Annotated in this window: 20 protein-coding genes and 1 pseudogene; 18 read left to right on the top strand and 3 right to left on the bottom strand. The window is 30.0% G+C overall.

Translation table 11 applies throughout. The features are described 5' to 3' along the window. Nucleotides 1-96: 96 nt before the first annotated feature. Nucleotides 97-639: a C39 family peptidase gene (locus P3X86_RS09095; protein WP_483292358.1), complete on the top strand. Its 543-nt coding sequence runs from the start codon at nucleotides 97-99 to the stop codon at nucleotides 637-639. Between the two features lie 28 nt (nucleotides 640-667). Then, entirely contained in the window at nucleotides 668-1,351 is a 684-nt protein-coding gene (locus P3X86_RS09090; protein WP_483292357.1) for a hypothetical protein, read from the top strand. Between the two features lie 988 nt (nucleotides 1,352-2,339). Here the strand turns inward: P3X86_RS09090 and P3X86_RS09085 are convergent. Both P3X86_RS09085 and P3X86_RS09080 read right to left on the bottom strand, forming a co-directional pair. Further along, on the bottom strand, nucleotides 2,340-2,828 hold the full coding sequence (locus P3X86_RS09085) for a hypothetical protein (protein ID WP_483292356.1): 489 nt from the start codon (nucleotides 2,826-2,828) through the stop codon (nucleotides 2,340-2,342). A gap of 313 nt (nucleotides 2,829-3,141) precedes the next feature. Beyond that, a complete protein-coding gene (locus tag P3X86_RS09080; RefSeq protein ID WP_483292355.1) occupies nucleotides 3,142-4,215 on the bottom strand; it encodes an NAD(P)H-dependent flavin oxidoreductase in 1,074 nt (357 codons plus the stop codon). 196 nt (nucleotides 4,216-4,411) lie between these two features. Between P3X86_RS09080 and P3X86_RS09075 the strand changes: the two genes are divergently transcribed. From P3X86_RS09075 to P3X86_RS09000, 16 genes and pseudogenes are all read left to right on the top strand, one after another. Then, complete coding sequence (locus P3X86_RS09075; protein WP_483292542.1) at nucleotides 4,412-4,858, top strand: helix-turn-helix domain-containing protein; 447 nt, start codon at nucleotides 4,412-4,414, stop codon at nucleotides 4,856-4,858. A 168-nt stretch (nucleotides 4,859-5,026) separates the two neighbouring features. Continuing rightward, the gene (locus tag P3X86_RS09070; protein WP_483292354.1) at nucleotides 5,027-5,671 is read left to right on the top strand and encodes a class I SAM-dependent methyltransferase; all 645 of its coding nucleotides are present in this window, start codon (nucleotides 5,027-5,029) and stop codon (nucleotides 5,669-5,671) included. A 103-nt stretch (nucleotides 5,672-5,774) separates the two neighbouring features. Then, nucleotides 5,775-6,749, top strand: a complete 975-nt coding sequence (locus tag P3X86_RS09065) for a helix-turn-helix transcriptional regulator (RefSeq protein WP_483292353.1) — start codon at nucleotides 5,775-5,777, stop codon at nucleotides 6,747-6,749. A 152-nt stretch (nucleotides 6,750-6,901) separates the two neighbouring features. Then, a complete protein-coding gene (locus P3X86_RS09060; protein ID WP_483292352.1) occupies nucleotides 6,902-7,840 on the top strand; it encodes an ABC transporter permease in 939 nt (312 codons plus the stop codon). Further along, complete coding sequence (locus P3X86_RS09055) at nucleotides 7,840-8,658, top strand: ABC transporter permease (RefSeq protein WP_483292351.1); 819 nt, start codon at nucleotides 7,840-7,842, stop codon at nucleotides 8,656-8,658. Before P3X86_RS09060 ends, P3X86_RS09055 begins: the two co-directional genes overlap by 1 nt. Before the next feature lie 122 nt (nucleotides 8,659-8,780). Continuing rightward, on the top strand, nucleotides 8,781-9,563 hold the full coding sequence (locus tag P3X86_RS09050) for an ABC transporter ATP-binding protein (protein ID WP_483292350.1): 783 nt from the start codon (nucleotides 8,781-8,783) through the stop codon (nucleotides 9,561-9,563). After that, complete coding sequence (locus tag P3X86_RS09045) at nucleotides 9,556-10,350, top strand: ABC transporter ATP-binding protein (RefSeq protein ID WP_483292349.1); 795 nt, start codon at nucleotides 9,556-9,558, stop codon at nucleotides 10,348-10,350. Before P3X86_RS09050 ends, P3X86_RS09045 begins: the two co-directional genes overlap by 8 nt. Before the next feature lie 21 nt (nucleotides 10,351-10,371). Further along, complete coding sequence (nikA, locus tag P3X86_RS09040; RefSeq protein ID WP_483292348.1) at nucleotides 10,372-12,051, top strand: nickel ABC transporter substrate-binding protein; 1,680 nt, start codon at nucleotides 10,372-10,374, stop codon at nucleotides 12,049-12,051. Nucleotides 12,052-12,066: 15 nt separating this feature from the next. Beyond that, complete coding sequence (locus P3X86_RS09035) at nucleotides 12,067-13,821, top strand: ABC transporter ATP-binding protein (RefSeq protein WP_483292347.1); 1,755 nt, start codon at nucleotides 12,067-12,069, stop codon at nucleotides 13,819-13,821. Then, nucleotides 13,814-15,559 (top strand): ABC transporter ATP-binding protein, encoded by a 1,746-nt coding sequence (locus P3X86_RS09030; protein ID WP_483292346.1) that lies wholly within the window; start codon nucleotides 13,814-13,816, stop codon nucleotides 15,557-15,559. Before P3X86_RS09035 ends, P3X86_RS09030 begins: the two co-directional genes overlap by 8 nt. A gap of 26 nt (nucleotides 15,560-15,585) precedes the next feature. Continuing rightward, a complete protein-coding gene (locus P3X86_RS09025; RefSeq protein WP_483292345.1) occupies nucleotides 15,586-16,953 on the top strand; it encodes an MATE family efflux transporter in 1,368 nt (455 codons plus the stop codon). Nucleotides 16,954-16,999: 46 nt separating this feature from the next. Next, nucleotides 17,000-17,626 (top strand): hypothetical protein, encoded by a 627-nt coding sequence (locus P3X86_RS09020; protein ID WP_483292344.1) that lies wholly within the window; start codon nucleotides 17,000-17,002, stop codon nucleotides 17,624-17,626. 182 nt (nucleotides 17,627-17,808) lie between these two features. Further along, on the top strand, nucleotides 17,809-18,648 hold the full coding sequence (locus tag P3X86_RS09015; RefSeq protein ID WP_483292343.1) for an alpha/beta fold hydrolase: 840 nt from the start codon (nucleotides 17,809-17,811) through the stop codon (nucleotides 18,646-18,648). Between the two features lie 11 nt (nucleotides 18,649-18,659). Continuing rightward, entirely contained in the window at nucleotides 18,660-19,007 is a 348-nt protein-coding gene (locus tag P3X86_RS09010; RefSeq protein ID WP_483292342.1) for a DUF4180 domain-containing protein, read from the top strand. Between the two features lie 193 nt (nucleotides 19,008-19,200). Further along, a pseudogene (locus tag P3X86_RS09005) lies at nucleotides 19,201-19,309 on the top strand (IS1595 family transposase); the annotation flags it as partial. 270 nt (nucleotides 19,310-19,579) lie between these two features. Beyond that, nucleotides 19,580-19,927, top strand: a complete 348-nt coding sequence (locus P3X86_RS09000; RefSeq protein ID WP_483292341.1) for a TIGR04076 family protein — start codon at nucleotides 19,580-19,582, stop codon at nucleotides 19,925-19,927. A gap of 178 nt (nucleotides 19,928-20,105) precedes the next feature. Here the strand turns inward: P3X86_RS09000 and P3X86_RS08995 are convergent, their stop codons facing one another. Further along, nucleotides 20,106-21,446, bottom strand: a complete 1,341-nt coding sequence (locus P3X86_RS08995) for an MATE family efflux transporter (protein ID WP_483292340.1) — start codon at nucleotides 21,444-21,446, stop codon at nucleotides 20,106-20,108. Between the last annotated feature and the right edge of the window lie 170 nt (nucleotides 21,447-21,616).

Raw genomic sequence — 21,616 nt, 5'->3', positions numbered from 1 at the left:
TAATAGAAATCTAAGATAATATCTAAAACTAGTAGGTTATACATTTTTATGTGATAACCATTGTATTTAGTGATTATATTTTAAAGGAGGTTTTTTATGTTATTTACAAAAAACAAAATTAAAAAGATTTCATTATTATCAGTGCTCATTTTTTTATTAGTTTTTTCTGTACAAGCTTTTGCAATGCCAGATATGGTCTCGGTCAATATTCCAAACATTAGACAAATAAAAAGTAACTGGTGTTGGTGCGCTTCAGGTGTTGCATTACTATCTAGTAAGAATATTTCTGCAACTCAAAATTCTTTCTCAATTGCTACAAAAGGTAATAGCACAAATGATCAGGGTGCTAGTGCTGATGAAGTTCAATATGGGTTAAGACAATTTGGCTATAACGCAACTCAAAAATCAGGTAGTATGTATTCTAGTTCAGTTAGAAATACATTAAACAGTAGTAAAGGTATAATAGCAGGCTATCGTTACAATTATTATGGTGGTGGGCATATGGTAGTTATTTCAGGTCATAAAAAGTCGGATAACTCTCTTGAGGTTATGGATCCAGGTGTTGGTAGAAAGGAATATTATAATTTTAACTATTTTGTGTCTAATTCAGATTGGGAATGGGATGTAAGTCTTTATTAATTTACAGATTTTAAGAGGAGGTTTTATTATGAATAAAAAAATTATTGTTATTGCGACTTTTTTATTGGTGCTTTTACTTTCATCTTTGATTGTTAATGCTGATATCAACAGTAATGATAGTGTACCTACTGAAGTTATTCAAGTGGCTAAAGATAACTTTGATAGAATAGTTAATATAATTTCTGTTGATTTAGCCAAAGAATATAATACTCAAATAGTTAATTCTGACTTTACTTTAGGTACAGGTTATAATATCAGTCATATTAATAATAACATAGATATAAATAAAAATTACAAAAATTTAAAAGATATTACAGTGGATAGTAAAGAGTGGCTTTTTGTAATAAAATATAAAAACAAATCTGTTTCATATATAAAAGTAGGGGATATAGACAATTCGTATAAAGTGTTAATGTATGGTGGAAACGCTGATATGTTTGATGTTACTCTTGATAATTTTGAAAAGCTAAATTCTAAAGAAATGATTTTATTATCGTATAAGGGTAATTATTATATGTTAAGTGAAGATAATAAAATATTTGAGGTTGCATCTAATAAATCGGCATATATATTAAATAAAGATAAATATGATGATCCTATGTCTGGATCCATTTGTCTAGAAATAATTAAAGAAAATATAAACAAGAGAAATAGAAATGAAGAAACTGTATATAGTTCTTCGAGCTTGTTAGAATATTATTATAATAGATAATAATTTGTAATATATTTAATATGTAAAGCAAAAGTAGATATAAATATTGGTAGGATATTACTCTTAGATGAGTATGACAAGTAAAAGAAAAGAGATGAATTTATGTGATAAAAAATTCATCTCTTTATTATTTCTTATTTACTAGAACTATTAGCAATCAAGATGAGCTACGCTTTTTAGTGTGGCTGATTTTTTAGTAAGGTATAAAACATCAGCTTTATTAATGTTAAATCACAGCTTCCAATGTCGCGGTCAAAAAACAATCTAAGCTTCAAGACTGGTTTTGATATCTCTCTTTTGATTTATGTGATTAAAGCATAGGGTTTTTTGCTATATTATGCTTATTGGTGAGAAACTATCTTAAATTTTTCTTAATAGGTGTCCTGTTCCTAACATACATAAGTAGAAGTGTTGTAGGAATGAGTCCTCTGAAGTCACTTCTTCATAGAAACGGAAATGATTCTTTACTACTTTGATGGTTATTTTTCTATTTGTTGTAAATCGTGTGGTTTCCCATTATTTATTGGTTCAACAATTCATGGTAGTTTAGTTGATATCTTTTTAAGCTTTAAAGCTAGACCTATTACTGCTTATATAAGTTGTGAAAATTAAAGATATTTTTATCACCAAATAATTATTAATTCCCACAAGTGATTTAGTCAACTTTTCAAGCCTGACCCTCAATTCACTCCGATAAAGAATAGGACCCTCAATTCACTCCGATAAAGAATAGTAGTAGACAGTAAGAACAATCTAGTTGTAAAATTTGAAGTAACAAATGCAGGTAATGACAAAAGACAATTAAATATTATGGGAAAAAGCAAATGAGATGAATTATTGTTTGAAAAAGCTATTCTTATTTCAATATATCCAATATTATAGTATCTTTAAACCACTGCAAGGATATTAATAAAATAATATCCTTGCAATAAATTAAAAATATTCTTAGCATATTGCTTTAGGCATAAAGTATATATGCTACATAAAATTATTTTCCGTCTACTGTTTTTACATCCAGTCTATATTGTCCAGAATTCCCTGAAAAATATTCTACTTTTACATAAAAATAATCAAATCCGGAATATGCATATTTCAGCAAAGTAGGGTCTTTTATGGTGATGTATTCATTTTCACCTGCGCCTTTTTTTGATTTACCTATTACTTTTCCATAATAATCAAGAATGTATAAATCATAATCATTACCATCAGGTACTTGTAATTTAAAAGCAAGATAGTCTTTATTAGCTAATTGAACGTGAAGTTTATAAATATCAACTTCATTATTGTCGCTTACACTTCCATTCATTTTTATGCTATCTTGATATGATCCACCAATTCTTGCAGAAACGATAGAACTATTTTTAGCACTCTCATATGAATCAAAAGTATGTTCACTATCATTGTAAGTTGCAAAAGCTATACACCCTATAGACAATATTGTACAGAGAATAATAAAACATGCTAAAAACTTTTTCATTTGTTTTCACCTCCTATATATAAATTTTTTAACAAAATTTATATTAACATATTAGAGATGAAAACCATGTCGAACATTGAGTTTTTAATAAAATTTAATAAAAATGTTAAATTTTATATAAATATATATATTTACATATCTTAGAAATCCTATCCTAAATACTGAAAGAGCATATCTATTATGTTTTCAAATAAGGCAAAAAAAGAAACCGGGGTATCGGTTTCTTTTTTAAGTACAAGGCTAAATTCAACTTGGACATTGTCAGCTGTTGAAGGGCTATTATGAAATTATATAATCAAGGCTATATACAAACCTACTCAAAACGAGACAAAAAAGTCTCATTGACCTCACGTTTTAACTGATCAAACACGTCTTTGACAGTTTCGATTTTACTGGACAAATAAGCATTGCTACCAACAAATATAAGGCCTTTATCAACATTTCCTTTTACTGCGTTTATAAGCTTGTCAGTGATACAGTAAGGTATTTTACTAGGATCACAGCCAAGTAAGCAGTGGTAGCATTTTGTTATTTTATCTATAGAGTCTAATTCAAGTTGCTTAATAAAATTATTTTTGATAGCTCTTGCTGGCATTCCAACAGGGCTTTTCACGATAACAATATCATCTTTAGAAGCATCAATATAAGCTTGCTTGTAGTTTCTATGAGCATCACATTCTTCAGTGGTCACAAAGCGAGTTGACATTTGTACACCTGACGCACCGTTATTTATGTGGATTGCTATATCTTCACCAGTATATACTCCACCAGCAGCTATAACAGGTATATCTATATTAATATCTTTAACATAATCTACAATACTACTTACTATCTGCTTTAAATCAATGTTTGTATCAAGTTCATCTACAGAAAATCCAAGATGACCTCCAGCTTTTGGACCTTCTACTATGATTGCATCTGGATAACGGTCGTGTTTTTTGAGCCATCTTTTAACTATTATTTTTGCTGCTCTTAGAGAAGAAACTATAGGTACTATTTTCACATTAGAACCTTTAACAAGTGCTGGAAGTTCAGTAGGCAAACCTGCTCCAGAAATTATAACGTCAACTTTTTCTTTGACAGCTGTTTTTACTATTTCCGCATAGTTTTTCATAGCTACCATGATGTTAACTCCTATAGCTCCATTACTAGTAAGTTCTTTCGCTTTTTTTATCTCTTTACTTAAAGCTCTTAAGTTTGCACTAAGAGTATTAGTTTTAAAATCAGATTCATCGTAGCCTATTTGAGCAGCAGATATAACGCCTAATCCACCTTCATTAGATATAGAGGATGCTAAACTAGATCTAGATATACCTATTCCCATGCCTCCTTGTATAATAGGCAGACGTAAATTTATATTTCCTATATTTAAACTAGGTAATTTCATCACAAAAACTCCTTTTTAAATTATTTTGATATTCAAAGTATTATTTTAATAATAGCATATTATTTGTATTATGTCATTATTATTCATATCTTATTAGTTTGTGAAAAAATATTATATAAGAAAATAAGGGACTTGACATCCCGAAGATTATTGATTATAATGCAAATAAAGACTAAATAAGGAGTGATATGGAGTGATGGGGAAGTATTATACAGTTGACCAAGTATCAGATATGCTTGATATGCATCCTAAAACAATAAGAAAGTTTGTAAGAGAAGGAAAACTAAAAGCAAATAAAGTTGGCAAACAGTGGAGAATAACTGGACATGATTTAAGTGTATTTATTGAAGGAAAAAAAGATGTAAAAGATATTAACAACCAACCAACACAGGAAAAGGTAAATACAAAAAAAGTACGTGTTTCTACTGTTGTTGATATTTATGTATCAAATATGGAAGAAGGCAATAACATATCTAATATGCTAATGGCTGCAATGAACAATAAAGACCCTAAGTATGGACCATCAAACATGAGTGTACAGTTTATACAAAGTGAAAATATTACTAGAATAATGCTAAGTGGAAGCGTATTATTCATAGAAACAATGCTACAGTCAATAGCGGTGTTGTCAGGTGATAGTTAATATTATATTAGAAAATAAGGAGACTGTTTATTTTGGTTGTATCATACCAACAAAGCAGTCTTTTTTTCAATATAGATGCCATAAAACATCAAAGATGTAGAACTTTACAAACAACAGAATATAAAATATAATAAATGATAACAATAATCATTATTATAGGGGGATAATATGGAAGCTAATATATCAAGTGCGTACAAATCATCTAAAAATATATATGATAGTGTATTGACAAAGGGGAATTTTTGGGCAAAGCTTTATAATAATATTTTTTGGAATGTTGATGATATTGATATAGCAGATAAAGTTCTAAACTTTTTACCAAATGATTTTGATGGTAAACTGCTAGATGTCCCAGTTGGAACAGCAGTATTTACCCATGAAAAATATAGAAAACTAAAAAAAGCACATATAATAGCATTAGACTTTTCTAATGAAATGCTTGAAAAAGCAAAAATAAGACTCAATTCTAATACTAAATGTATGCAAGGAGATGTTGGAGATTTACCATTTGATGACGAGAATTTTGATGTAGTACTTTCTATGAATGGATTTCATGCATTTAAAGACAAGCAAAGTGCATTTTCTGAGACTGTTAGAGTATTAAAAAAAGGTGGTATGTTTATAGGATGTTTTTATATAAGAAAGGAAAAATTACTGACTGATTTTGTAGTAAACAATGTTCTATCAAAAAAAGGTTGGTTTACACCACCTTTTTATACCAAGGGAGAATTAACTTATATATTAAGGAGTATGTATTCAAATGTAGAGATACACAATGATAATGCAATAGCTTGGTTTAAATGTATAAAGTAAGACAATATAATAATCAGATACAAATCTTTGTTATCAAACAATAGGGCTAAACATAAGCTATAACAATTAGTTCTATTGTTTTATTTTTGAGAGGATGTTAAAAATGAGTAATCTAAATAAAGAATCTTTTTATCTTAATCAAATATCAGCGCTTTCAGAAACTAATGAATACTATCGAAAGTACACGATATTACCACAGTATGGAAGCGGTACGTATACTATATATGAAATTATGCCAGGTATTAAATTGAGTATTAATGAATTTGCAATGAAAAAGAAAACAATCAACGAATCTGATGAATATGAAACTTTTTCTAAACCTATTTTGAAAATAAACTACTGCATAGATGGAAAAATGCTCGCTTACAATAGACAAGGCAAAGCTTGTATTGCTGGAGAAAATAGTATAGCGTATTTTACAGGAAAAGAAAACATTTTTACAGTCGAACATTTTAATAAAAACTATAAAAGCATTACGTTATGTGGATATATAGACGAGATAATTGATATATTAAATTATGCATTTCAAATAAAACCTGAGAAGATTACAAAGTTCTGTAAATGTATAAATAATAAAACTGAGTTTGTGGTAGCCAGCAGTAATAAAATAGCTACGGATTATATATATGAAATCATAGATGCTATTAATAAAGGGGAAAATGATAAGTTGCGTATCAAGGCTATCGAGTTGTTGCTATTTGAATTGAGGAATATTGATACAACTATTAATAAAAAACATGTTTATTATAATCGCGTAGTAATAGATAAAATACGAAATGTTCATGAATTTATAATAAATAATTTAGATGAAAAAATAACTGTTAAGCAATTAAGTAATGATTTTGATATATCATTAGATACATTAAAGAGAGGGTTTAAAAAACTATACTCAAAAAGTGTATATTCATATATAAAGAAATCTAGATTGCAAAAAGGAAAAAAACTATTACAAACTAGCGATAAGAGAGTTACGGAGATAGCACTAATTTGTGGTTATAGTAACCATCATAGCTTCAGCAAAGCTTTTAAAGAAGAATATAAGATCACACCTAGAGAAGTAAGAAAAACAATACTATAAACATATAAAAATTCAAAAATAAACCAATTGCTTTTTAGACACTTTTTGCCCTTTTTGCGTAAGAAAGAAACTATGCTTTGTGTTAAACTAAGTTAGTCAATGAACATGGCTTAAAGCTTTAGTATCAAAAACAGTAAATGGGAGGTGTCAAAATGGCTAGATATTTATTCGGCAAAGTAGCAAGTCTTATAATAGTACTACTAGGTGTTACAATGCTATCATTTGCACTAGCTAATATATCAGAAGTTGACCCTGCTCAAGCACAGGCTAGAAGAAACACGGCAAATCCCACAACAGAGCAAATAGAAGAAATAAGGGAAGAAATGGGGCTAAATTTACCAATATACAAACAGTATCTAAAATGGGTAAAGGATTTTATAAAAGGAGATTTAGGAACATCATTAATATCAAAAAATCCAGTAGCAGTAGATATATTAAAAAAAATACCAGCTACATTATCAATAGTTGGAATGGGTGTTCTTTGGATTATCGTTATAACACTACCAGTAGGAGTAATACTAGCAATAAAAAAAGACAGTTTTTTTGATCATGTAATGAGAATGATAACCATTTTCGGTATTTCTATTCCTAATTTTTGGCTTGGCTTTATGCTATTAGTTTTGTTTGCTATAATTATACCTGTTTTTGATGTGGTTGATTATGGTTCATTCAAAAGTTTAATATTACCTTCATTAACATTAGCTATACCTATCATATCATCGTCTATTAGATTGTTCAGATCTACATTAATCTCAAATATGAATAGTGATTATATCACCTATGCAAAAGCAAGAGGTCTCTCTAATTTTACAATATTAAAGCACCTTTTAAAAAATTCACTTTCACCAATGATAACCTTACTCTTTCAGAATTTAGGGTACATGATATCAGGAAGTGCTATTGTTGAAAGCGTCTTTTCGTGGCCTGGGCTGGGAAGACATTTAGTTGGTGCTATTATTGGTAGAGATTTACCTACTATAAATGGATGTGTTTTATTAATGGGAGTAGTATTTGTAGTTTGTAATCTGATCGCAGACATATTAAATGGTATGATTAACCCTAGACTATTAAGCGAAATGGAGGAGTGCTAATGGCAAAGAATATTCTAAGCAATAAACAAGCATTAATTGGTATAATCATAGTAATTTTTATAACATTGATTGCTATCTTAGCTCCATATATAGCGCCAAATGATCCAAATGAGATAAATCCTTCTTATAAGTTTGCAAAACAAAGCAAGCTATATCCACTAGGGGGAGACCAACTAGGTAGATGCGTGTTATCACGACTAATCTACGGAGCAAGGTATTCTTTAGGGTTAGCAGTACCAGCGTTATTAATTTTAGCTGTTATCAGTACTATTGTAGGGACATTGTCGGCTTATATAGGAGGGAAAATAGATAAATTTTTTGCTATAATTTGCGATATATTCATGGCATTTCCACCACTGATAATTGTATTATCACTGATGGGATCATTAGGGCAAGGTGTTATGAATATCTTAGTGGCTGTGGTATTTTCAATGTGGGTATGGTTTGCAAGAGTTATTCGTAGCTATGTGCTTGTTGAAAAAAGAAAGGGATATATAACAGCTTCTAAGATAGCAGGGTGTAGTGATTATAAGATAATAACAAGGCATATTATTCCAAATATATTACCACAACTCATTGTATATTTTAGCACAGGTATTGCATTGATGATACTTATGATTTCAGGGTTTTCGTTTTTAGGTCTGGGACTTAAAGCCGGTACAGCCGAATGGGGAGCAATGCTTAGTAATGGAAAAGCATATTTGTACACACATCCATCATTGCTAATTTATCCAGGAACGTGTATTTTGGTTACAGCGACAGGATTTAATCTATTTGGTGAGGCTGTTAGAGATGTAATATCACCTCAGAATAATTAGTGTTTTTATTTAAACCTTAATTATATATAGGCGTAATAACCAATAAAAGAGGAGTTGGAATTGGAAGGTCAATGATAATGACGATCAATATCATAAATTAGGAGGTGGTAATCATAAGTGTATTGAATATAAAAGATTTGACAATAACGCTAGCTAAAAACAGAAAAAAACTTGTACAAAATGTAAGTTTTAAACTAGAAAAAGGAAAAGTTCTAGGGGTAATAGGAGACAGTGGAAGTGGTAAATCACTTACTTGTAAAGCAATAATGCAATTATTGAATAACAATATATTTAATATAGAAGGCTCTGTTAAATATCAAGGCGAAGATATGTTGAAAATGAGCAAAAAGAAAGTTAGATCAATTATAGGAAAAGATATATCTATAATAATGCAAAATCCTATGACAGCTTTTGATCCTGTTATGAAAATTGGCAAACAACTTATTGAAACTATAAGAGCTCATACAAATTTATCGAAAAAACAGGCTTATGACCTTAGTGTAAGTCAACTTAAAGCCATGAATTTAACTAGAGTGACGGAGATAATGAATAGTTATCCTCATGCTTTAAGTGGAGGTATGTTACAGCGAATTATGATTGCTTTATCACTTGTTTTAAAACCTAAAATAATAATAGCTGATGAAGCAACAACGGCGCTTGATGTAAAAACTCAGTCTATTATATTAGAGCAATTTTTGGATATTAGTAACAAAGGCATTAGATTGATGGTTATATCTCATGACTTTGGTGTTATAGCACAAATAGCAGATGATGTAATAGTTATGAAAGATGGTAAAGTAATTGAGAGTGGCAGTGTTAATCAAATTTTTTATCATCCAAGTAATCCATATACGAAAGAGCTTCTAAAGGCAAGATTACTTACTGATGAGGTGAATTATGCTTAGCTTAAAGAATGTTGATAAACATTATAGTAGAAAAGATAAAAAAGGAAAAAAAACTATAATTAAAGCTGTTGAGAATGTTTCATTAACAATAAGAGAGAATAAAAGCTATTCGTTAGTTGGGGAAAGTGGATCGGGCAAAAGTACACTTGCTAGACTAATGGCGTTTATAGAATCTCCTACAAAGGGACAGATTATGATAGATAATCAAGATTTATCGAAATTGAATAAAGAACAGTTAAGATTAAAAAGAGTAGATATACAGATGGTTATGCAAGATGGACAGAGCTCTCTTGATCCAAGGGTTAAAATATATGATAGTATAGCAGAACCAATAAGAAATTTTGAAAAAACAAATAAAAAAGATGAAAGACTTAGAGTGGAGAGTTTAGTAAACAAGGTTGAGCTTTCTATGGATATTTTAGATAGATTACCTCATGAATTGAGTGGGGGCGAGCAGAAACGTGTTTGTATAGCTAGAGCAATAAGTATAAATCCTAGATTAATTATTTTTGATGAAGCTGTAAGTGGGCTAGATGTTACAGTTAGGAAGAAAGTACTTAATTTGCTTTTGAAGCTTAGAAGTGAAATCAAAAGTTCATATTTGTTTATCACTCACGATATAGATGTTGCATTATACATGTCAAAAGATATATCAGTTATGAAAGATGGGAAAATAGTTGAAAAGATTGAAAATATAAAATCGCTTAGAGATTTTAAACACGATTATTCTAAAATTTTAATAAATGCTCTTCCCCCTAAAGTACCTAGGAGTAAAACAAGAAAATAAATGTAAAAAGGAGAAAAAATTATGGCAAGAAAATTATGTGTAATATGTATAACAATGCTTATGGCAATGATATTAATAGTTGGTTGCTCGGATGATGCTCAAGTATCTAATAACGACAAAGACAGTAGTAATACAGAGCAGTCTAATGAGAAGCAGAATAATGATGTAAAAAAAGTGAAAGAGATTACTTTGTGTGAAAATTTTGGATTTAGCGAAGGATTTTATACAGTTTTTACACCAGGAAACAATATGAATCATGGTGTAAGCTATTATCTTGACAACTTTTATGAAACGCTTGTAGAATACGAAAATGGAAAGATAATACCAGCTCTTGCTAAATCATGGACCATATCAGAGGATGGTACTGTTTATACATTTAAGTTAGTTGAAGGTGTAAAATTCTCTGATGGCACGGATTTCAATGCAAAGGTTGTAAAAAAGAATTTAGAGATGATTCCTAAATTATTAGGTGACTATAACGGTTCATTTGGGTTAGTTACAACACTTTTTGAAGAATTAAAAATCGTTGATAATTATACAATTCAGATTAAACTAAAAACACCTTATTATGGAGCATTACAAGACTTTGCTAAACCAATGCCTATGAGTATGATGTCATTAGATGCTTTTAATGAAGATGGTACGTTATCTGATAAACTTTTATCTCATACATTAGGAACAGGACCATATATGTTTGAAAAACAACAAAATGGCAATTTATATACTTTTGTCAGAAATCCGCTTTATCATGGGCAAAAACCTGATATTAATAAATTTAATATAAAGGTTATTCCAGATAATGAATCAAAGATATTAGCACTAAGAAAAGGCGAAATAGATATGATATTTGGATGCAGTAAATTATCTTATGATTCAATAAAAGAATTTTCGCAAAATGACAAATTCACAACTAAAGTATCTAAAGAAAGTTTAAAGACTAGAATTATTGGTTTTAATTTAGACAAAGAACCTTTCAATGATAAGAATCTTAGAGTAGCTATAAGTCATGCTATAGACAAACAAAGCATTTGCAATAATTTATTTTATGGCTATGAAACAGTAGCACATAGTTTTTTTAATAAATCGTTACCTTACTGCAATGTTGATACTGAGCCTTACAATTATGATTTGGAGGAGGCAAAAAATATACTAGAGAAAGCAGGATGGGTTGACACAGATGGCGATGGAATTAGAGAAAAAAATTCAAAACCTTTAGTAGCTGAGATATTATATAAAACTGGAGAAGGTTCCTCGGATGAAATTTCATTAACAATATCATCATATTTTAAGCAACTAGGAATAGATGTAAAAGTTACTGGGTTAGATTTACTAGCATGGTACTCAAGGGTTCAAGAAGGTAATTATACAGTTGTATACAGAGAAACATATGGAATACCCTTCGATCCTTTTACAGGTATAAGTAATATGAACTCAGATATTATGGTGGATCATAGTTATGCTCAAGGATTAGCTCATTTAAAGGATGGTAATGAAATTATATCTCAATTATCAACATCAGTAAATGAGGAAGATATACAAAAAAAATATAATTATATATTAAAAGAAATACATGCTAATAATGCGTATGTACCGATTTCAGAAATGAAAGAGTTAACTGTTTATAGTAAAGAGAAAATAGCAAATTATAAATTCGACGGACAGCCATCAAATTTCAATATAGCAAATATTACATTAAAGTAATAGGGAGGTAAAGAAATGAGTTCATTCAAGAAAGCTTTTAAATACGCAAATGAACATAAGAACAAGGTCTATATAGCTATGATTCTTATTTTCTTAAGTGTAATAGTGGGCATGATTCCGTATATAATAACCTATGATATAATACTGAGATTTATAGAAGATAACAACGTAACGATAGGGTATTTGGCTATTATGTCAGGTGCAATAATTATCTGCCTCTTACTAAAAACTTATCTTTATTTAAGAGGACTAGCATCATCACATGAAGCAGCTTACGATACGCTTATGGGTATGAGGATTAATTTTGCAAATAAGATGACTAAACTACCGCTCGGTGATATAGCCGCAAAAGGAACAGGAACATATAAGAAAAATTTTATAGATGATATTGAAAATGTAGAAGCATTGATTGCCCATATGATTCCAGAGGGTATTCCGTATGTAATAATACCAATCATAGTGTATATTATATTGTTTATATTAGACTATAGACTAGCACTGTTAGCGATGGGGTCTATACCTATAGGGATGTTAGCAATGGGAATGATGATGAAAACAGGTATAAAAAGAATGGTACCATATTATGAAGCATCACAAAAAATGAACTCGAATATAGTAGAGTATATCACAGGGATGGAAGTTATTAAAATATTCAATAGAACAACTAATTCGTATGAGAAGTATGTATCTTCTGTTAAAAATTATAAAAAATATACCCTAGCATGGATAAGAGATTCATGGACTTATATGGCCATATATGGAACAGTCTTGCCATGCACAGTTATTTTATTAGTTCCTTTTGGAAGTATGTTATATATTAAAGGAACACTCGAATTAGCACCATTTGTGTTTTCCATACTTTTGTCTATGAGTATTGGTATTCCATTAGTTAAACTAGTAGAGTTTTTCCCTATTATACCTAATCTAAAATATAAAATAGAACAACTCGAAATGACATTTGAAGGGGAAGAATTAAGTATTGATGATAAAAAGTTACCTATAAAGAATCATAATGTAAACTTCAATAATGTAACTTTTGCGTATGATAAAAGAGATGTAATTAAAGAGGTTTCATTTATGGCAAAAGAAAACACAGTAACAGCAATAGTTGGAGAATCTGGAAGTGGCAAGAGTACACTAGCAAAGCTTTTAGTCCATTTTTGGGATGTTAAAGAAGGGGAGATCACTATTGGTGGAGTTAATATTAAGCATATTTCATTTGAACAATTGATGGATTTGATAAGCTATGTTTCTCAAGATACGTTTTTATTTAATACATCGATAATAGAAAATATACGTATGGGTAAACCAAATGCAACAGATGAAGAAGTTATAGAAGCTTCCAAGAAAGCAATGTGCCACGAGTTCATTATGAATATGAAGGATGGATATTTTACAAAAGCAGGTGACTCAGGAGATAAACTTTCTGGAGGAGAAAAACAAAGAATAACTATAGCTAGAGCCATACTTAAAAATGCACCTATAATCGTTTTAGACGAAGCAACCGCATTTACTGATTCGGAAAATGAAGACAAAATTCAAGAAGGATTAAACAAATTGATTGGAGGAAAGACACTTATTGTAATAGCTCACAGATTATCAACTATAGTGGAAGCTGACAAAATTATTTTAATGGATAATGGTAAGTTACTTTCAGAAGGAATCCATGAAGATATGCTATCTAAATCCAAGAAATATAAGGATTTATGGGATGCACATATTGAGACAATAAGCTGGGACATCAATGTAAAGGAGGTACAAAATGCTTAATATAGTGAAAAGACTTTTAAAACTTGCAGATAACTATGCTAAGAACTTAAAAATAGCATTTGTAATAAGTATCTTCGAAGGTATGTTTTCAAAAGTACCAATTATGGTAGTGTTATATGTAATAGTGAAAATGCACAGGAATGCTATAACAATAAGAGATGCATGGATATCTGGTATAGCTATAATCACGAGTGTTATTATAACTGCATTGTTAAGAAGGATAGTAGATCATTTTCAAAGCGGTACTGGTTATGAAATTTTTGAGAGAGAAAGAATGAAAATTGGAGATAGGTTGAAGAGATTGCCAATGGGGTATTTTTCTGAGGGTAATATAGGGAATGTTATGGCAGTTATTACTTCAGATTTAGTATTTATTGAAGAACATTCAATCAGGACACTTTCAAAGATAGTTACAGGATATATAAATATGATTATTGGAGTTATAATGTTAATGTTTGTAGATATAAGACTATCAATAATCACTATAATCACTCTAATTGTGTCTGTTGTCATGTTAAATAAGTTACAAAAAGTAAGTGTAAGAAACTCAGAGTTACGACAGTGGACTCAATCAAGATTAGTAAGTTCAGTATTAGAGTATGTAAAAGGAATAACCGTTATAAAATCATTTAATATGACTGGAGAAAAAGGAGATAAAATAAATAGAGAATTCAAAAAGTACAGGGATGTATCTATAGATTTTGAAAAAGAGCTTGTTCCGTCTCTAAGGAACTTTGAAAATTGCTTTGCTATAGCAACAGGAGTAATAGTATTTATTACAGCTTATTTTACACTAAATGGTGAATTAGATATGTCATTTATGCTTGCAATGCTTATCTTTGTATTTCAGTTGTTTTTGCCTTTTAAAGTACTTGGAGATGTATCAGCGATTGTTAGAATAATGGAAACTTGTTTAGATAGATATGACTTAATAATTAATGAGAAGATTATAGATGAAGATGCAAGAGATATCACACTTAATAGCTATGATGTTGAGTTTAAAAATGTATCATTTGCGTATGAAAAAGAAAATATACTGCATGATATTTCATTTAAAGTCTCACAGAATACCATGACGGCATTAGTAGGGAAATCAGGATGCGGTAAGACAACAATAGCCAATTTAGTAGCAAGATTTTGGGATGTACAAAAAGGTACGGTTAGTATAGGGGAAAAAGATGTTAAAGAAATGACTTGCGATAGTCTTCTAAGGAATATCAGTATGGTTTTTCAAAATGTGTATCTTTTTAATGACACTGTTATAAACAATGTAAAGTTTGGAAAACCAGATGCAACTAAGCAAGAAATTATACAGGCGTGTAAAAAAGCACGATGCCATGATTTTATCATGAAGCTAGATAATGGGTATGACACTGTAGTAGGAGAAGGTGGATCATCTTTATCGGGAGGAGAAAAACAGCGTATATCTATTGCAAGAGCTATACTTAAAGATGCCCCAATAATATTATTAGATGAAGCAACTGCAAGTGTTGATCCAGATAACGAAAAGCACATACAAAAAGCTATCAATGAACTAGTAAAAGATAAAACACTCATAGTAATAGCACATAGATTATCTACAATCAAAAATGCAGATCAAATATTGGTTATAGACAACGGTAAAATAATGCAGAGTGGTACACATGAGAAGCTTATAGATAAGAATGGGCAGTATCAAGATTTTTGGAAAAGAAGAACAAAGGCTAGAAGTTGGAAAATAAGTAAAATTGCAAATTAATTTATTATAAAGGGGGATAAAGAGATATGGATGAAAATAGAAAATATTTGCTTACAATGAGCATGAGAAAGCTTTTTACAAAGCTTGCTATACCGGGAATGATAGGTATGTTGGCAGTTGGACTATACAATATGGTAGATGCTATATTTGTTGGACAGCTAATAAACAGTGAAAGTGTTGGAGCTATAACAATGGGCTACAATATAGTATTGGTAAATCAGGCTATACTTACTTTTTTTGCAACAGGAGCGGTATCAATATTATCTAGAGCAATAGGGGAGAAAGACCAAAAAACTATAGATAAGTTATTTGGAAATGTATTTTGGAGTGTAGCAATTTTATCGCTATTGTTAACGGGGGTAGTTTATTTTAATGCTTCAGGATTACTTAAATTTATAGGAGCAAAAAATGAGATATTGAATCTGAGTGAAAGATATATTAAAATCATATCTTTAGGCTTTATATTTGGGGGAGTAGGGCCTGCACTTAACATGCTCATACGTGGTGAAGGTAGAATGAAAGCTGCAATGAAAATAGTATTTATAGGTATGATTATAAATATTATACTAGATCCTATATTCATAAGTGTATTTGATATGGGTATAGAAGGTGCAGCAGTAGCAACAGTATTAAGTCAGTTTATATATTTAATAGGAGATATAGTATATTTTAAATATGGAAAAAGTGTTATTAAACTTACAAGGAATAGTTTTAAAGTGTCATTTGATATACTACCTAAAATGGCTGGCGTTGGATTTTCAGCAATGCTAATGCAGATTATGTCAGCTGCACAATTAGCAATTTTACTAAGATTTATGTCCTCATATGGAGGAGACAATAGTGTTATTATTATAGGAGCTGCTCAAAGAATTATGATGTTCGCTTTCATACCAATGTGGGGAATAGGTCAAGGCTTACAACCTGTACTTGGTGCGAATTTTGGGGCTAAAAATAATACCAGGGTAAAGGACGCATTCAAAACATTTACCAAAATAGCTAGTGGGATATCAATAGCTTTTTGGTTAGCATTTATGATATTACCTAAATTTATATTAAGTTGGTTTATTACAGATGAAGGATTGATTGCTATGGGTGCTAGTAAGTTTAGAATGTACTTGTGTGTGTTCTTATTGTACGGATTTATGATAACATCCATTACACTATTCCAAGCTTTAGGAAAGGGAGGAAAGGCTGCGATTATAGTTGTGGGAAGACAGATATTGTTTTTTGTACCGATAGCTTTATTATTACCAAGATTTATAGGCGAGATAGGAGTGTGGCTATCATTACCAGTAAGTGATTTACTTACAATCATATTAGCAGTTATATTTACTATAACTGAATTCACAGCATTTAATAAAAATATTAGATCTACAAAAGTGATACATCAATAAGAGATATGATATAATACATACATAATGTAAATATTTGGAGGATGATATGTATTATAAAAAGTTAAAAAAATTAATAACTGTAGTATTTTTAGTAACTATAGTTGGATTAACAGGGTGTAATGATAAGCCAATAAATAAAGATATTAGTAAAGATGCTGAAAATAAGGATAGTGTTATTAGATTGATAGAATTTGATGATGAACAAAAAGAAATCATACGAGGGTTAGGAAACAATCCTAATAATATTTTTTACTTTAAGTATTCAAATGTACCGAAGGAGCTTAATTGGTTAGAGATGAGTGTTACTCACTATGAAAAAGGAAAATTAGTAACAGACAAATTATTACGTACAAGTAATCAAATATCATCAGAAGGTAAGATATTATGTATGTTTAAAAGAGAAGATGGCAATCTTAGAATTACTCTTGACGGAGGAACTTTAGTTAGAGCAAATTCAATAAAAAATTGCATAATATATAATAAGCCAAATACAAAAACAATCAATATCAAGCAAGATGAAGAATTTATATTAGGTGTTAGAATAGTAATAGAAGATGAAAAGCAAGGAAAAGTAAATGAAGCAAAACTTTTAGATGAAAAAAAATATAAAGAATTATCTAAAGTCGGTGCTGTTTATGTAGTAAGGGGAAAATTTATTAATAATAAGGAGTAATAAGGAACATTTGGTTAAAGGTTGAAAATAACAGATCTTCAGCCTTTTTTTTATTCAATCAATTACACTTAAGTTCCACAAAGTATTATAAAATACCAAAAAGAGTATTGACAAAAGTTAAATATAGGACTATAATGCATTATGAGGAGTGTAATATAATACTAAATGGAAGGAGTAATAATATGGCTAAATCAATTTTTAAATCTAATGAAGGTAAAAAAGCGATTATAAAACACTACGAAACAACAATGGAGCTATGGCCTTTACCGTATGAAGAAGAATATATCAATACACGCTATGGAAAAACTTATGTAGTAAAAAGTGGAGATATTGCAAAACAGCCGTTGATTTTAATACATGGTAGTTGTAGTAACTCTTCAATGTGGATTGGAGATGTCTTAGAGTTAAGTGAACATTATTATGTGATAGCGATAGATATAATAGGAGAAGCAGGAAAAAGCGATGAAAATAGATTAAATCTAAAAAGTGATGAGTATGCGTTGTGGATTAAGGATATATTAGACAGTCTAAATATATCAAAAGCAATATTTATGGGTAACTCATTAGGGGGTTGGATGTCGCTCAAATTTGCAATAACTTATCCAAATAGAGTCTCTAAATTAGTACTACTAGCGACTTCTGGTATAGCACCTGCAAAGATATCTTTTTTGTTTAGATCTATAACTCTTTTGATGATGGGGGAAAGAGGTTTTAAAAAATTAAATCAGATTGTATATGGAAGTGATGATGTTCCTATTGAAGCTATTGAAGCATCTAGCTTGATAGCAAATAACTTCAATCCAATGGTTGGAGCGTTGCCTGTTTTTACAGATGAAGAAATGAGTAAAATTAAAAATCCAGTGTTGTTTATTGGTGGAGAAAATGATGCATTATTACCTACTAAAAAAACATCTGAGCGTTTGTTGAAATTACTTCCTAAAGCAAAAACTAAAGTTATCAAGGATAGAGGGCATGTTATATTTGGCGTTACTAAAGACATAGTTAAATTTTTAAGAGAATAGGAGGTTTGAGGATGTTTTTTGATAAAAGAGGGCAATCCAAGATTGCGATTGTTCAGAATAATATAGATAATATACAAGCGGCAATAGATGTTATGGGAAATGCAGCTTACAATGGATGTGACAAGGTACTCATATACAAAGAGAACTTACCAGAAAAATTCTTTGATTTAAAAACTAGACTTGCAGGAGAGATGTTGCAAAAATTTGTTAACTATAAGATGAGAGTTGCAATCGTAGGCGATTTTTCTATTTACAAAAGCAAAAGTCTTAGAGATTTTATATACGAGTGCAATAATGGAAACAATATATTCTTTAAGGATACTTTGGAGGATGGTTTAAATACGCTTCACAGTAAATAATCTTGTGAAGGCTATCACAATCTTTTTTAAAGGTAATTTGATAATAGAGCTATTAATGTACTGGCAAGACGAATTGAAATGCTTATATGGTAATCGTATAGAGGAGCATTCTATGCTATGTAAAGATAGCCACAAGGGTTATACGCATTTGCTATGGAATTGGAACATAAGAATTATAAGAGGGAGACATAAAAAGGATTTATACCATATTCAGCGCATCAACAGATTTCACTCTAATTTAAAAAGATAATGAGTAGTTTAATGGAGTTGCAACAAAATATCTAAATAACTACATTAAATGGAATAAGTAGATAACTACATTTAGCACAGATAAAGAAACTCTAAAAATTAAAACTTGATAATTCACAGTTATATACCTCGTAGTTTTACTATGGCAAATGGTTTCAGGTGAAATAACCGTTATTTGTATAAATTCAATATTCTTTACATTATTACTGAAAATATGACCATAAATTATGTATAATAAGAATATAAAGTATTGAACAATCGTATTATTATGCGAGTGAATTATTTATTAAACTGCTCGATAAATTAGAATTTGGAGGTTAATCATGAAAAAATGGTACAATGAGGAGTACGAATTTGAAATTGAGGTAACTGGGTTTCTTCGCAGTGACCATACAGAGAGGTACTGCCGAAACGGTGAGGAAGTGGGAGATAGGTATACTTGCACCTATGGCTGTCCCGTAAATTCGGATGGACAAGGTATCTGTTCCAAAGTTATGATGGTTATGTTTCCAATCATGGAGTCGGTGAGAAGTGGTGGAGATTTAGAGAACATTGGTGGCAATAGTAAATATAGCAAGGATATTGTATGCCCGGATGGCTGTGTCATTTTCAGGCTGAAGGCAAAAAAACTTGATAATGAGAATTTTTATAAGGGGAAGTTTTTTGATTAGTTTTGATTGTTATTGAGGTAAAACGATATATATATTTCTATGAGCAATCTTAATTAGGATTAAGAAGTAAAGTGGACAAATAATTTGTCCACTTTTATGTGTTCTATTATCAACACTGGTTTAAAACAGTGTTTAATTTTGAAAAACGGATATGCTTCTTAGTCAATTTGGGTTAGTATTATTTTTTTACTAAACCAAAGGTATATCGTTTCATACATACAATTCCCATAATAACTGTAGTAATCTCAGCAAATATTACCACCATCCAAATACCTTGATCTCCAAATATCATTGGGAATAATACTAGTCCTATGATTATAGCTATAAGGCTTCGTGTCGTCGCCAGTAAACCAGATAATACTGGTGAGTTTACAGCGGTATAATAAGTTGTTAAAGTTATATTTATCCCACTCAATACAAATGCAAATGCATAAAAATTTAATATATATGTGGCCATTTCAATAGTTCCTTGTTCTTTAACAAAAATACTAGCTATACCTTTACCAAAGATAAGTGAAACTAGGCATAGAACTATACCAGCAATAAAATTTGTATATATGGAGATATTTCTCAATTTTTTAACTCTTTTAAGTTTATTAGCACCTAGATTAAAACTTATAGCAGATTGAACAGCTTCTGCAAATCCATAAAATATTGATGTTGAAATTGTTGTTATTTGAAGTGCTACTGCATATGCTGCAACACCATGTAACCCGATTTTTTTAATTATTATTATGTTATATATGAATCCTGCAATTGATGCTGCAGCCATACTCAATAATTCTGATGATCCATTAAATAACATTGCCCATATTTCTTTTATTCTAAAAACGGGAAATGAAAATTTCCAGGATGATTTGAATTTGATAATATAAATCATAAGTGTCCAAGGAATCAGTTGTGAAACTCCAGTTGCAAGTGCAGCACCTTTCATCTTCCATCCTAAAATACCAACTAACAAATAATCCAAAAATATATTTATTACTGTTCCACTAAGTACAATTACTACTACTTTAACAGGTTTTCCATCTAATTTTAAGAAATATGAAAAAGCAAAGGTTAATAAAAATGGTAGGAAAAAAAGAGCTAATGTTTTTATATAATCAACTACAAGTTCTAATACTTCTCCTTTAGCACCCAATAAAATCGAAAAATTTCTACTAAATGTAACGAATATAATTGTGGCTATAATTGATGAAATACTGAGTAGCATTATTGTAACATTGAAATAATTATTACTTTTTTCTTGTTCTTCTTTTCCTTTATGAATACCTGCGAGTGTAGTTCCTCCAATTGCAATCATTATGCCTATTCCTCCGAAAAACATCACGATAGGCATTATAAGAGTAATTGCCGATAGTCCTTCAGATCCAACATATCGTCCAATGAATACTGAATCCACAAAACCAGCTGTACATTGTGCTAATGTTGCTAGTATAGATGGAATAGCATATTTCCAAAAAATCTTATATACTTTATCATTACCTAAGTCAATCTGTGTATGTTTTGATAGTTTCATTTATTATTGCATCCTTTCTAATTATTCTAAGAAACTTACATATTAAATATCAGTATTTAAATATTTTACTCATTTACATTTATAATAAAACTAAGTAATTCAATATGTTTGTATTAGTATTTATATTATTATATAATAAACCTTAAAGTAGGTTTAATGTCAAGGAGGTT

This window comes from Abyssisolibacter sp. ZYX002, assembly GCF_056892235.1.
Note: the sequence above shows the minus strand (reverse complement) of the source record. Positions and strands in the feature narration are given on the sequence as shown.